Here is a 12,708-nt window from a genome sequence, read left to right as displayed (position 1 = left end):
CTACAGACCGTCCGCCCCTTCGTGGGTCATGATGGCCTGATGACGTGGGAACATTCGTACTTTTTTGAACCCGGTGGCGTGCAGGTGGACGCGGCATGACGACATTCCGAAGCAGGCCCTTCAACAGTGGCTCCTTCAATGGTGGCCTCTTCAATGATGGACGCGCGGCCCTGGCCGCCCTGCTCCTCTCCACGGTGGGCATCCTGCCGGCCGCCGGTGCGATGGCCGCGCAGGGCGCGGTGGACCGGCCGTCGCTGACCTCGGCAACCGGCAGCTATCTCGCCGGGCGCTACGCCCAGCACCAGGACGATTGGGGCAACGCCGCGCTGTTCATGGCGCACGCCCTGTCGGCGGACCCCGGCGATCTTGCGCTTCTGCGCCGCACCTACCTGCTGAAGCTCGGCGAAGGGCACATCGACGCCGCGATGGATCTCGCCAAGCGGCTGATCGACAAGGACAACGACCCTCAACTCGCCATCACGCTGCTCGCCGCGGACAACTTGGCGCGCGACAAGCTGAACGAGGCGGAGGCAATGGCCGCCCGCATGCCCAAGGAGGGCATGGCGAAATACATCGGCCCGCTGCTCAACGCTTGGCTCGACGCCGCGCGCGGCAAGACCGACGAGGCGCTGCAGGCGCTGGGCCCGCTGGGTCAGGCGAGCGGCTTCAACGCGCTGCACGACCTGCACGCCGGGCTGATCCTCGACCTCGGCGGCCGCAAGGACGAGGCGGCGGAGCGCTACGCCAAGGTGGTGGACAAGGAAGCGCCGCTGCGCGTCGTCCAGATCGTCGGCAACTTCTATGAGCGCGCCGGTCGCAAGGACGACGCGCGCAAGCTCTACGAGGCCTTCCGCGCCGACAACCCCGACAGCCTGATGATCGAGCCGTCTCTGAAAGCGCTCGACAACGGTACGGCCCCGCCTCCGACCGTCGGCGACGCCCGCCAGGGCCTTGCGGAGGCGATGTTCGACCTGGCCAGCGCCGTCCATCATGAAGGGGCGGAGGAAACCGCCCTGCTGTTCGGCCGGATTGCCCTGCACCTGCGTCCCGATCTCGCGCTGGCGCGCCTGATGATCGGCGACGTGATGGAAAGCCGCGACCATCACGCCGACGCGCTCGCCGAGTTCACCGCGCTGGACAAGGACCCCGTGCTCGGCTGGTCGGCCCGTCTGCGCGCGGCCGACACGCTGGCGCGGATGGACCGCAACGACGACGCCATCGCGCTGCTGAACCAACTGTCCACGGAGCGGCCGGAGCGCACGGACGCGACCATCCGGCTCGGCGACCTGTACCGCGGCGCCAAGCGCTTCGACGAGGCCGCAGCCGCCTACACCCGCGCCCTGGACCGCATTGGGAAGCCGGAGGAGCGGCACTGGGCGGTGCTCTACGCTCGCGCCATGTCCTACGACAAGATCGACCGCTGGCCGGACGCCGAGCGCGACCTGATGACCGCGCTGTCGCTGAAGCCGAACGAGGCCTATCTGCTGAACTACCTCGGCTACAGCTACGTGGACCGCAACATCAACCTTGATGAGGCCAAGGGGATGATCGTGCGGGCGGTGGCCTTGCGCCCGAAGGACGGCTACATCGTGGACAGCCTGGGCTGGGCGCTTTACCGCACCGGCGACTTCGAGGGCGCCGTGGAGAAGCTGGAGCGCGCGGTGGAGCTGAAGCCGACCGACGCGACCATCAACGACCACCTCGGCGACGCCTACTGGCGCGTCGGCCGGCGCAACGAGGCCCGCTTCCAGTGGAACCGCGCGCTGCGCACCGCCGACGAGGAGCCGTTGAAGGAGCAGCTCCGCGCCAAGCTCGACCAAGGCTTGGTCGACCCCAAGGCCGCGCAAGCCGCCCACCCGAAGGTGCACTGAGGGCTGGCGTTCCCACGCCCATCGACGATAAAAGTCCCTCTCCCCGGAGGGGAGAGGGAATTGGCATTCTGGGGACGCCGCATGACCGCCATCGCCGAGACCGCACCGGCCAAGCTGAACCTCTACCTCCACGTGGTCGGCCGCCGGCCGGACGGGTACCACGAGTTGGACAGCCTCGTGGCCTTTGCGGAGGTGGCGGACCGGGTCACGGTGCAGCCGGGGATTGCGCGGCTCGCGCTCCGCGGGGTGGACCTTCCGCCGGTCGGGCCGCGGCTGGCGATTTCCGGGCCGTTCGGACCGGTGCTGATGGGGGAAAACCCGGCGCAGAACCTCGTTATCCGCGCGGCCTACGCGCTGGCCAACCGGTTGGGCCGCGAGGCCGACGCGATGATCGGGCTGGAGAAGCTGCTGCCGGTCGCCTCGGGCATCGGCGGCGGGTCGGCCGACGCCGCGGCCACGCTGCGCGCGCTCGCTCGCCTGTGGGGCGTGCCGGTGACCGACCCTCTCCTGTATGAGGTGGGCGCCGCGCTGGGCGCCGACGTTCCGGTCTGCCTCGCCGGGCGCGCCTGCTACTTCGGCGGGATCGGCGAGGTGCTGGACGAGGCCCCCGCCCTGCCGGAAACCCAGGTGGTGTTGGTCAATCCGGGCGTGCCGGTGCCGACCCCGGCCGTCTTCAAAGCACGCACCGGCAGCTTTTCCGAGTCGGCCCGCTTCACCGAGGCGCCGGCCGACGCTACCGCGCTGGCAGCCCTGCTGCGGGAGCGCCGCAACGACCTGACCGCGCCGGCCCTGACGGTGGCGCCGATCATCGCCGACTCGCTGGCCGCGCTGGAGGCGACGCCGGGATGCCTGCTGGCGCGCCTGTCCGGCAGCGGTGCCACCTGCTTCGGCCTCTACGCCGACGCCGGCGAGGCCTCGGCCGCGGCCGCCGCCATCCAGGCGGCGCAGCCGCGCTGGTGGGTCAAGGCGGCCCGCCTGCTGCCCACCCCGGCGGACGCACCGCCGTTGCCCAAGGGAATCGCCGCCGCTCCGGCCGCAGCCGTGGCCCCGCCGCCGCCGGTTCCCTTTCCCGACACCGGCGGCTGGGGCGTGGGCTGACCCCCCTCCTACAGCCGCGAACGAACGTCAGCAGCCACCGCCGCGGGTCATCGCACCGCCGAGCATAGCGCCGCCGAGCGTCCCGGCGGCGGTCGCCGCGAGCTTGCCGTCACCGCGCCCGATCTGAGATCCGACCAGCCCGCCGACGGCGGCACCCCCGAGCACCCCGACCAGATCGCCGTCCAGCAAGCCGCAATCGCGCTGCGGAGCTTGCCGCACGACCCGCCGGGGCTGTTGGACGATCACCGGCGGCGGCTCCTCCACATAGACCGGGGCCGGGGCGTACTGCACCACGGGCGGCGCCTGCCGGACGATCACCGGCGGCGGCCGGCGGACGATCACGACCTCGTCGTCGTCCTCGTAATACTCCCGCTGATGCCCGTGATGGCCATGTTTGGCGCGCCAGCCATGGGCCGGCGCCCAGTCGGGCGGATCGGCCAGGACGGGCGGCGCACCAGCGCCGAGGGCCACCACGCCGGCCACCAGCGCGACGGCGAGGGATTTGGGTGCGAAGCGGACGTGCGACATGGAAGCTCCAAAGGAGTGTTCTTACCCAGATGAACAGCTGGGGCTGAGCGGTTCTTCCATCAATCAACCCGAACGGGGCATGACATTTTGTGGCCTAGAAAATCGATTGGGCGACCGCGCTGGGGCACGGTGCCCCGTAGCCGCAGCGCCTTCCGTAACGCTGATTGTTTGGTTCCCAAATTTTTTTCGTAGCTGACGGATTAACCGCGATCCCGCTTCGTAAACCGTATGTCAGTGAGCGCCCCAATGGTCGCGAACAGCACCATGCCTTTTACTTCTCTGTCTCAGCAAATTCAGTCTATGACCACAAGAAGAGGAATTTTTATCGAAGATCATCTTGCGGAAGATTGCGGCTTTCATTAAATAGACATCGCCGGCGAAGAGCAGACGTTGGCCCTTCGGCCGATCAGGCTGAATGAAGCGATCTCATTGCGAGGCCGCACCGTAACAGGTGCGGCCTTTTTTTGCTTTTCTGTCCAGTACCGGTTGGCAACAAGCGCGGCCATTCTCTGGATTTTTTTTCGCAGACGCGGATTAAGACTCGGATTTCCCCCAAAGAGCCCGCTTGTCTTTCCCGATGATTGTGGTATACCAAGTACCGAATGCGGCACACCAAGCGCTTGTCTCAAGCGCGGCACCGCGAGAACACGAAGGGCGAAACGCCCCGATCAAGGGTCAATGCGACAACGACCAACAGCCCCGCCTGGCTGAAGCGAATTGTTTGAACACCGCATTGGGGAGGACCAGATGAGTCACACCGTAGCCGCACCGCCAGCCGGGCCATCCGCCATGGTTTCCGACAAGGTGCGCTGGATGCAGATCGTCGCCGGCATCGTCTGCATGGTCGCGTCGGCGAACATCCAATACGCCTGGACGCTGTTCGTGCCGGAAATCCAGGCCACCCACGGCTGGACCCGCGCCTCGATCCAGACCGCCTTCACGATCTTCGTGGTCGTCCAGACCTGGCTCACGCCCATCGAGGGCTATTTCATCGACCGCTACGGCCCCCGCGTGATCGTCGCCTTCGGCGGCCTGATGACCGGCCTGGCCTGGGTCGTCAACAGCTACGCCGGTTCGCTGTCCCTGCTCTATGTCGGCTCCGCCATCGGCGGCATCGGCGTCGGCTGCGTCTATGCCACCTGCGTCAACAACGCCCTGAAGTGGTTCCCGGACAAGCGCGGCCTTGCCGTCGGCCTGACCGCGGGCGGCTACGGCGCCGGATCGGCCCTGACGATCCTGCCGATCGCCTCGATGATCCACGCCTCCGGCTACCAGTCCACCTTCTTCTTCTTCGGCCTGCTGCAGGGCACCATCATCTTCATCGCCGCCTGGTTCCTGCGCACCCCGGCCAAAGAAGAGGTGAAGCTGTCCAACAAGGTGGCGCAGAGCCGCCGCGACTACACCCTGTCCGAGGCGTTGCGCACCCCGGTCTTCTGGGTCATGCAGTTGATGTTCATCTGCACGGTCACTGGCGGCCTGATGGCCGTGGCGCAGCTGGGCGTCATCGCCCACGACCTGGGCGTCAAGGAAACCCCGGTCAGCGTGCTTGGCATCACCATGGCCGCCCTGCCCTTCGCCCTGATGCTCGACCGCATCATGAACGGCATCTCCCGCCCGCTGTTCGGCTTCGTCTCCGACCACATCGGCCGTGAAGCAACCATGTTCATCGCCTTCACGCTGGAAGGCCTGGGCATCATCATGCTGAGCCGCTTCGGCCACGACCCGATGATGTTCCTGATCCTGTCGGGCATGGTCTTCCTGGCCTGGGGCGAAGTCTACAGCCTGTTCAGCGCCACCTCGGCCGACACCTTCGGCACCAAGCACGCCGGCAAGATCTACGGCGTCCTCTACTGCGCCAAGGGTGTCGCGGCTCTGCTCGTGCCACTCGGCAACCTGCTGATGGAGGCGACCGGCACCTGGGCGACCGTGCTCTATGTGACGGCGACCATGGACCTGATCGCGGCCTTCTGCGCCATCGCGGTCCTGAAGCCGATGCTGAAGCGCCACCACGCCCGCAACGAGGCCGAGGCCGCCCGGCGCGGCAGCCCGGTCGCCGCCACCGTCAGCCCCTGATCACAGCCCCTGACCACGGCACCATCGCGAAAGGCAAAGGGGGTCACGGCATCCGTGGCCCCTTTTTGCCGTCCGGCGTTATCCAGGTCCGGCCATCGGCAGCGGAGGAAGAATGGGCAAGGGGAGAATGGGTGCGGACGACTGGAGCAACCTGAAGCTGGTCTGCATGTGGGCCATCGGCGGCCTGACCGTCAGCGCAGTGGCGGTCGTAGCGCTCCTCACGGTGCCGAAGCCGCCCGGCGGCGTCATCGTGGAACGGGCGATCCACAACATGGACCAGGACACCTGCGAGCGCCTGCTGCGCCGCTTCGCCGAACAGCCCGCGACGGGATCAACCATGTCGGGATCGCGGGTGCTGTGGCTGTGGGCGGAGGAGTCGACGCCGGGCGTCTACACGGGCGCGCCCTGGACCGCGCAGATCGCCGGCATGCCGCCGGCGGAGGGCACGACCGCCTCGCCCCGCCCTTATGCCTTCGACCCGGCCGCACAGGCGATACCGCCGGAAGCCTGCTCCTTCCCCAACAACTCGCTGTACATCGTGGCGGTGGAGGGGGCGGCCGGCACGAAGGAGGCGTCCGAGCGGACCAAGTCCCCGTGAAGACAAGCGTCGCCATAAAAAAGCGGCCGCGCGAGGCGGCCGCAGTTACCCAAGACAGTGCCGAACTTAACAGAAGGAAACCCGCATCAACCTCATTACTCGTCGCGCTGCCCCATGAGCTGGAGGAGCATCTGGAAGAGGTTGATGAAGTTGAGGTAGAGGGAGAGCGCGCCCATGACGGCGAGCTTGGTGTTGGTCTCGTGGCCGTAGCCCTCGGCGTACTCTTCCTTGATGCGCTGGGTGTCGTAGGCGGTCAGGCCGGTGAAGATGACGACGCCGAGGACGGAGATGGCGAACTGCAGCGCGCTGGAGCCGACGAAGATGTTGACCAGGCCGGCGATGACGATGCCGATCAGGCCCATCATCAGGAACGAGCCCATCTTCGACAGGTCGGCCTTGGTGGTGTAGCCCCACAGGCTCATCGCGGCGAACATGGCGGCGGTGATGAAGAACACCCGCGCCACGCTGGCCCCGGTAAAGACCAGGAAGATCGACGCCATGGAGACGCCCATCACCGCGCAGAAGGCCCAGAAAAGCCCCTGCAGGCCGCTCGCCGACATGCGCTCGAAGCGCCAGGACAGCACCATGATGAAGGCCAGCGGCGCCAGCATCACCACCCACTTCAGCGGCGTCGTGAAGATCGGCACGTACAGCGCCGGCGTGCTTGCCACGAACAGCGCCACCAGCCCGGTCACCCCGAGCCCCAGCATCATGAAGTTGTAGACCCGCAGCATATGCTTGCGCAGGCCCTCGTCGAAGGCAGCACCATAAGTCTGGGCGGCGCCGCCGAAACGTTGTTCGTAATAGGGTCCGCTCATCGTCTCACCGTATGGATTGAAAGAAGGGGATCAGAACCACGCCATCCGCGCGTCGCGGGCGTGGGCCAGGATTTCACGTTCGGACCGCTCGCCGCACAGGGCATAGACGGTGGTCCCGACCTGCCAGTAGGCGACCGAGACCTCGCCGATGCGCTCCGCCTGCGGTTCGGTCACGGCGAAGCTGTCGACCTCGCTGGCGAACAGGGTGATCAGGTCGTTGCGCCCGAAGTGGTAGGCGGCCTGGATCGCCACGCCGCCGTCCCACGCCACCGTGCGCAGCCCGTCCGGGGCGCGCGCGATGTCCAACTCCGGCAACGGAACGGCCGCCGCCGGGTCGGCGGGGCTGTGCAGGCGCTGGAACAGCGAATGCGCGACCTCGGCAAAGGGCTTGAAGGAGATTTCGCTGTGCTGGGCCTGCTGGTGGGTCTGCGCGGCGATGGTGATGTAGTGGGTGGCGGCGTGCGCAGCGGCCACGGGGTTGACCGACAGGTGCTCCATGGTGGCGTGCCCGGCCCAACCCAACCCGATCAGGCACAGAGCCGCCGCCGCGCGGCGCCCCTTCCCGGAGGCAACACGGTCGCGCGCCCGCCTGGGGGCGGGGGGATCCGCGCGCCGCCACAACGACCGCCAGCCGAGCCGGCGCGGCTGCGGTTCCCCCATCGGGACCGCCTGCGGATCCGGAGCCGGCTCCTCCACCTTCGGCGCTGGCACCGGGGCCGGGCTGCCCATGAACAGGACGATCTCGTCGCGCACCCGCATGTCATGCATGACGCGCGCGGCGATCTCCGGGTTGTTCTCCAGATAGGCTTCCACGTCGATGCGCCGCCGGGCATCAAGTTCGCCGTCGATGTAGGCGTTCAGGTCGATGTCGTTGATCGGTTCGTTCATCGTCACTTCACCACGCGAAACGGGGGGCGCCCCTGCTGGGTGCCGGAGGTGGCGGCCGGGAATGAGCCTGCCGGGCGCTCGCCGCTGGTCGCCGCCCGCAGCGCCTCGCGGGCGCGGCCGAGGCGCGACATCAGGGTGCCCACCGGCACGCCCAGGCATTCCGCCGCGTCCTTGTAGGTCATGCCCTCCAGCGCCACGAGCACCAGCGCCTCGCGCTGCTCGACCGGCAGGGTCATCAGCGCGGCGATGGTCTGGCCCAGGTGGACGGCACTCATCTGCGGCGGCGGGGTAGCCTCGTCAGCCATGGACAGCAGGTCGCCGGTCGCCTGCCGCTCGGCTTGCAGCCGGCGCCAGCGGTCCACGAAGGTGTTGTGGACGATCGCCAGAAGCCATTTGCGCAGGTCCCGCCCGTCCATGTAGGACGCCGAACCTTCGATGGCCTTGACGAGCGCCTCCTGGACGAGGTCTTCCGCTTGGTCGGGATCGCGCATCAGGACCAGGGCGTAACGCCGCAGTACGTCCAGATGCTGTCCCAGCTGCTCCTTCATCACCCTTCCCGAACTGTTCTCAACCGCGGGGGCCATCACCGCCCCTCGCATCGCATACGGATGGCGAGACACCATAATCCCGCCCCGGCCGAAAAAATTGGATTCGAGGGAATTGGCATGGATTGGTCTTTTCACTAACGTCGCCCCGGCGAAGGAAGAGGCAAGCATGGCGAACGAAAAGGAAGCGGTGGCGCTCGGCTCGATCCTGGCGAGCGCCGCGATGACCGTGGGCAAGTTCACGGTCGGCATCGCGACCGGCAGTCTGGGCCTGCTGTCGGAGGCGCTGCACAGCCTGCTCGACCTCGGCGCCACGGTGCTGACCTGGTTCGCCGTGCGGATCAGCGACCAGCCCGCCGACGCGGAGCATCCCTACGGCCACGGCAAGGTGGAAAGCGTCAGCGCGCTGGCCGAAACCGGCCTGCTGTTCCTGACCAGCGCCTGGATCATCTACGAGGCGGCGCACCGCCTGATGGCGGACACGGTGACGGTGGAGGCGACCTGGTGGTCGGTGGCGGTGGTCCTGGTGTCCATCGCCATCGACTTCTACCGCGCCCGCGAGCTGTCCCGCGTGGCGAAGGAAACCAACAGCCAAGCGCTGGAGGCCGACGCCCTGCACTTCTCCTCCGACATCCTCAGTTCCGCGGTGGTGCTGGTCGGGTTGGGGCTGGTGTGGCTCGGCTATCCCAAGGGCGACGCGCTGGCCGCCATCGGCGTGTCGATCTTTGTCTGCCTGGCCGGCTACCGGCTCGGCCGCCGCACCATCGACACGCTGATCGACGCCGCCCCCGCCGGTGCCGCGGAGCGGGTGGAGGGCATCGTGCGCGCGGTGCCGGGGATCGCCGCCGTGCAGCGGGTGCGGGTGCGCCCGGCCGGCAGCGCGCTGTTCGTGGACCTGGACGTGGCCGTCGGCCGTGCCCTGCCCCTGAACCGGGTCGCCGAGATTAAGGCCGCCGTCGTGGAGGCCCTGCGCGCCGCCATGCCGGAGGCAGAGGCGACCGTCGCCGCCCACCCGCTGGCGCTCGACGACGAGACGGTGCTGGAGCGCGTGATGGTCTGCGCGGCCGACCTCGGGGTTGGCGTCCACCACGTCACCGTGCAGCGGGTCAGCGGTCGCCTGTCGATCAGCTTCGACCTGGAGGTGAACGGCCGCTTGTCGATCCGCAAGGCCCACGCCCTGTCCTCCCGCCTGGAACGCGCGCTGAAGGAGGAGTTGGGCGACGACATCGAGGTGGAATCCCACATTGAACCCATGCAGGAAGACGGCGTCGACGGTGTGGACATCGCGGCGGAACGGACCGCGGCGATGCAGGCCCGCATGGAGGCCTGGGCCGTCGAGTCCGGCCAGCTTCTCGACGTCCACAACGTCCGCGTCCGCCAGACGCCGTCCGGGCTGGTGGTCAACTTCCATAGCCACGTCCCGCCCGACCTGACCGTGTCGGAGGTGCACGACGCGGTGGACGATCTGGAACGGCACATCCGCCAGCAATGGCCGGACGTCTGCCGCATCGTCGGCCACCCCGAACCCGCCCACGAGCCGGTGGGGGGCGCGGCGTCTGTCACTTCTCCCCTCCGGGGAGAAGGTTAGGATGAGGGGGCGCCCGAAGGGCGGACAGGCACTGCAATGAGCGTGCGTTGTCGGTCTGCGGCCGCCCCCTCACCCAACCCTCTCCCCGCTTTCGGCGGACCAAAGGTCCGCCTGTCGCGTCAGCGCAAACTTCGTTTGCGCGTAAGCAGAGGGGCGAGGGCTTAAACTCCGACCGGACCTGCAATCCGGGCATGCCTCCGTGTGCGGATTGTCCACTAGGCTGATCGCCCCTTGCTGCCTTCCGTCGAGACGATGCCGAACTCCCACTCCGCCCAGCCGGCCACCCAGCCGACGGAAACCGCTACATCCGCCACGCGCACCGTTGCTCCCGGTGATACCCGGGGCGATTTCCGATCCGCCTTCCGGCACCGCGCTTTCGTCCTGTTCTGGTGCGCGCGCATCGCGGCTTGGCTGGCCATGCAGATGCAGGTTGTGGCGGTGGGGTGGCAAATCTACGCGATGACCGGAACGGCGATCAGCCTGGGGCTGGTCGGGCTGCTCCAGTTCCTGCCGACGCTGCTGTTGGTGCTGGTGTCCGGGCACATCGTCGACACCCACGACCGGCGGCGGATCCTCGTCGCCGTGCTGGCGGTGGAGTGCGCGGCCATCGGAGCCCTGTTCGCCTTCACCGCGTCGGGCGCGCTGACCCCGGCGCTGATCTTCGCCATCGTCATCGTGCTGGGCACCGCCAAATCCTTCGAGGGGCCGGCGATGCAGGCCCTCCTGTCGGCGCTGGTCCCGCCGGAGGATCTGCCCAACGCCATCGCCTGGAACTCCTCGGCCATGCAGTCGGCGATGGTCGCCGGGCCGGCGCTGGGCGGCCTGCTCTACGTCGCCGGGCCGGCGGTGGTCTACGCGACCAGCACGGTCCTGCTGGCGCTGGCCACCCTGTTCGTGGTCCTGCTGCGGCCCCGGCCGGTGGAGTTGCCGCGCCGGGCGGTCAGCCTGTCCACGCTGCTGGCCGGCGTCTCCTTCATCCGCAACCAGCCAGCCATCCTGGGCGCCATGTCGCTGGACATGGTCGCCGTGCTGCTGGGCGGGGCCACGGCGCTGCTGCCGGTCTACGCGCACGACGTGCTGCTGGTCGGCCCCTGGGGGCTGGGGCTGCTGCGCAGCGCCCCGGCGGTGGGCGCCCTGCTGATGGCGCTGGGCCTCGCCCGCTTCGGCGTGCGGCGCAACGCCGGCGCCTGGATGCTGGGGGCGGTCGCCGGCTATGGCGTGGCGACGGTCGTGTTCGGCCTGTCCACCTATCCGGGCCTGTCCTTCGTCGCGCTGGCGACGCTGGGGGCGATGGACCAGGTCAGCGTCTTCGTGCGGCAGACCCTGATCCAGCTGTCCACCCCGGACCAGATGCGCGGCCGGGTCGGCGCCGTGTCGTCGCTGTTTATCGGCGCCTCCAACCAGCTGGGCGAGTTCGAGTCCGGAGTCGCGGCCACGTGGCTGGGCGCCGTCCCGGCGGTGGTGGCCGGCGGCGTCGGGGCCTGCGCCATCGCCCTGCTCTGGGCGTGGCGCTTCCCCAGCCTGCGCCGCCTTGATCGCCTCGACCGGCTGAAGCCGCTCGCCTAAAGCGAACTTCCGTTCGCTTTAGATCCAAATGGCCTCATTCGCCGGCTCTCAGCGAATGCCTTTGGCATCCGCCTGCCGCCAGCGGGAACTTCGTTCCCGCGAGAGGCCAAGCTTCGGCCGCATGGGCGGCCGGGACTGCGGTCGCAGTCCAAAGCGGATCGCAATCCGCTTTAGGCCACCAGTTGCGCGCCGAGGAACTGCTGAAGCTCCGGCGTACGGGGGGCGCCGAACACCTCCTCCGGCGGGCCGATCTCGTGGACGCGGCCCTGGTGCATGAAGACGACGCGGTCGCAGACCTCGCGGGCAAAGCGCATCTCGTGCGTTACCATCATCAGCGTCATGCCGTCGGCCGCCAGTTCCTTCACCACGGCCAGCACCTCGTTCACCAGCTCCGGGTCGAGCGCCGAGGTGATCTCGTCGCAGAGCAGGGCCATCGGCTGCATGGCCAGGGCCCGCGCGATGGCGACGCGCTGCTGCTGCCCACCCGACAACTGGTCAGGAAAGGCGTCGAACTTGTGGCCCAGCCCGACGCGGTCGAGCATGCGGCGGGCCATGGCCTCCGCCTCCGTCGCGGGCGTCCTCTTGACGACCATCTGCGACAGCATGACGTTGCGCCCGGCCGACAGGTGCGGGAACAGGTTGAACTGCTGGAAGATCATGCCAACCTTCAGGCGCAACGCCTTCAGGTGCAGCTCGTCCGGGATCAGCTGCGCGCCGGCCACCATGATGGATCCGTCGTCGATCATCTCCAGCCCGTTGACGCAGCGCAGAAGCGTGCTCTTGCCCGAGCCGCTCTTGCCGATGATGGCGACGACCTCGCCGCGCTCGACGTCCAGGTTGATGCCCTTCAGGACCTCGACGTCGCCGAAGCGCTTCTTCACCTCAGTGATGGCGATGAGCGACATTGAACTTCCTTTCCAGAATCTGGCTGCTCTTCGACAGCGGCCAGCACAGGGCGAAGTAGATCAGGGCGACGAGGCCATAGACGGTGAAGGGCTGGAAGGTCGCATTGGTGACCACCGTGCCGGCCTTCGACAGCTCGACGAAGCCGATGATGGAGGTCAGCGCCGTGCCCTTCACCACCTGGACGGAGAAGCCCACGGTGGGCGGGATGGCGACGCGCACGGCCTGCGGC

At 68.3% G+C, this 12,708-nt stretch carries 11 protein-coding genes and 1 pseudogene; 6 read left to right on the top strand and 6 right to left on the bottom strand.

Annotated elements, in window-relative coordinates:
* Positions 1–95: 95 nt before the first annotated feature.
* Together M2351_RS35790 and M2351_RS35785 are read left to right on the top strand one after the other, a co-directional pair.
* Positions 96–1,871: a tetratricopeptide repeat protein gene (locus tag M2351_RS35790; protein ID WP_264660750.1), complete on the top strand. Its 1,776-nt coding sequence runs from the start codon at positions 96–98 to the stop codon at positions 1,869–1,871.
* Between the two features lie 81 nt (positions 1,872–1,952).
* On the top strand, positions 1,953–2,969 hold the full coding sequence (locus M2351_RS35785) for a 4-(cytidine 5'-diphospho)-2-C-methyl-D-erythritol kinase (protein WP_264660749.1): 1,017 nt from the start codon (positions 1,953–1,955) through the stop codon (positions 2,967–2,969).
* Positions 2,970–2,996: 27 nt separating this feature from the next.
* Here the strand turns inward: M2351_RS35785 and M2351_RS35780 are convergent, their stop codons facing one another.
* Entirely contained in the window at positions 2,997–3,497 is a 501-nt protein-coding gene (locus tag M2351_RS35780; RefSeq protein ID WP_264660748.1) for a glycine zipper 2TM domain-containing protein, read from the bottom strand.
* Positions 3,498–4,244: 747 nt separating this feature from the next.
* Between M2351_RS35780 and oxlT the strand changes: the two genes are divergently transcribed.
* Positions 4,245–5,570, top strand: a complete 1,326-nt coding sequence (oxlT, locus tag M2351_RS35775; RefSeq protein ID WP_264660747.1) for an oxalate/formate MFS antiporter — start codon at positions 4,245–4,247, stop codon at positions 5,568–5,570.
* A 112-nt stretch (positions 5,571–5,682) separates the two neighbouring features.
* On the top strand, positions 5,683–6,168 hold the full coding sequence (locus M2351_RS35770) for a hypothetical protein (RefSeq protein ID WP_264660746.1): 486 nt from the start codon (positions 5,683–5,685) through the stop codon (positions 6,166–6,168).
* A 95-nt stretch (positions 6,169–6,263) separates the two neighbouring features.
* On the opposite strand, the gene M2351_RS35765 is transcribed toward M2351_RS35770, so the two are convergent.
* Genes M2351_RS35765 through M2351_RS35755 form a run of 3 tightly spaced genes read right to left on the bottom strand, consistent with a single transcriptional unit; the run spans position 6,264 to position 8,422 of the window.
* The gene (locus M2351_RS35765; protein WP_264660745.1) at positions 6,264–6,986 is read right to left on the bottom strand and encodes a Bax inhibitor-1/YccA family protein; all 723 of its coding nucleotides are present in this window, start codon (positions 6,984–6,986) and stop codon (positions 6,264–6,266) included.
* Positions 6,987–7,016: 30 nt separating this feature from the next.
* A complete protein-coding gene (locus M2351_RS35760; RefSeq protein ID WP_264660744.1) occupies positions 7,017–7,874 on the bottom strand; it encodes an anti-sigma factor family protein in 858 nt (285 codons plus the stop codon).
* Between the two features lie 2 nt (positions 7,875–7,876).
* Positions 7,877–8,422, bottom strand: a complete 546-nt coding sequence (locus tag M2351_RS35755) for a sigma-70 family RNA polymerase sigma factor (RefSeq protein ID WP_264660743.1) — start codon at positions 8,420–8,422, stop codon at positions 7,877–7,879.
* Positions 8,423–8,588: 166 nt separating this feature from the next.
* On the opposite strand from M2351_RS35755, the gene M2351_RS35750 reads away from it, so the two are divergent.
* Together M2351_RS35750 and M2351_RS35745 are read left to right on the top strand one after the other, a co-directional pair.
* Positions 8,589–10,007: a cation-efflux pump gene (locus M2351_RS35750; RefSeq protein WP_264660742.1), complete on the top strand. Its 1,419-nt coding sequence runs from the start codon at positions 8,589–8,591 to the stop codon at positions 10,005–10,007.
* Positions 10,008–10,238: 231 nt separating this feature from the next.
* A complete protein-coding gene (locus M2351_RS35745; RefSeq protein ID WP_264660741.1) occupies positions 10,239–11,573 on the top strand; it encodes an MFS transporter in 1,335 nt (444 codons plus the stop codon).
* A gap of 170 nt (positions 11,574–11,743) precedes the next feature.
* Here the strand turns inward: M2351_RS35745 and M2351_RS35740 are convergent, their stop codons facing one another.
* Positions 11,744–12,478, bottom strand: coding sequence for an amino acid ABC transporter ATP-binding protein (locus M2351_RS35740; protein WP_264660740.1), 735 nt, complete (start codon positions 12,476–12,478; stop codon positions 11,744–11,746).
* A pseudogene (locus M2351_RS35735) lies at positions 12,456–12,708 on the bottom strand (amino acid ABC transporter permease); the annotation flags it as partial. The pseudogene M2351_RS35735 and the gene M2351_RS35740, both read right to left, overlap by 23 nt.

Origin of the sequence: Azospirillum canadense (assembly GCF_025961225.1) — a bacterium.
GTDB lineage: Bacteria > Pseudomonadota > Alphaproteobacteria > Azospirillales > Azospirillaceae > Azospirillum > Azospirillum canadense.
Note: the sequence above shows the minus strand (reverse complement) of the source record. Positions and strands in the feature narration are given on the sequence as shown.

Excerpts from the sequence above, each read along its gene's own strand:
- M2351_RS35790 (WP_264660750.1), top strand. The coding sequence starts at position 96 with ATGACGACATTCCGAAGCAGGCCCTTCAACAGTGGCTCCTTCAATGGT.
- M2351_RS35785 (WP_264660749.1), top strand. The coding sequence starts at position 1,953 with ATGACCGCCATCGCCGAGACCGCACCGGCCAAGCTGAACCTCTACCTC.
- M2351_RS35780 (WP_264660748.1), bottom strand. The coding sequence starts at position 3,497 with ATGTCGCACGTCCGCTTCGCACCCAAATCCCTCGCCGTCGCGCTGGTG.
- oxlT (WP_264660747.1), top strand. The coding sequence starts at position 4,245 with ATGAGTCACACCGTAGCCGCACCGCCAGCCGGGCCATCCGCCATGGTT.
- M2351_RS35770 (WP_264660746.1), top strand. The coding sequence starts at position 5,683 with ATGGGCAAGGGGAGAATGGGTGCGGACGACTGGAGCAACCTGAAGCTG.
- M2351_RS35765 (WP_264660745.1), bottom strand. The coding sequence starts at position 6,986 with ATGAGCGGACCCTATTACGAACAACGTTTCGGCGGCGCCGCCCAGACT.
- M2351_RS35760 (WP_264660744.1), bottom strand. The coding sequence starts at position 7,874 with ATGAACGAACCGATCAACGACATCGACCTGAACGCCTACATCGACGGC.
- M2351_RS35755 (WP_264660743.1), bottom strand. The coding sequence starts at position 8,422 with ATGAAGGAGCAGCTGGGACAGCATCTGGACGTACTGCGGCGTTACGCC.
- M2351_RS35750 (WP_264660742.1), top strand. The coding sequence starts at position 8,589 with ATGGCGAACGAAAAGGAAGCGGTGGCGCTCGGCTCGATCCTGGCGAGC.
- M2351_RS35740 (WP_264660740.1), bottom strand. The coding sequence starts at position 12,478 with ATGTCGCTCATCGCCATCACTGAGGTGAAGAAGCGCTTCGGCGACGTC.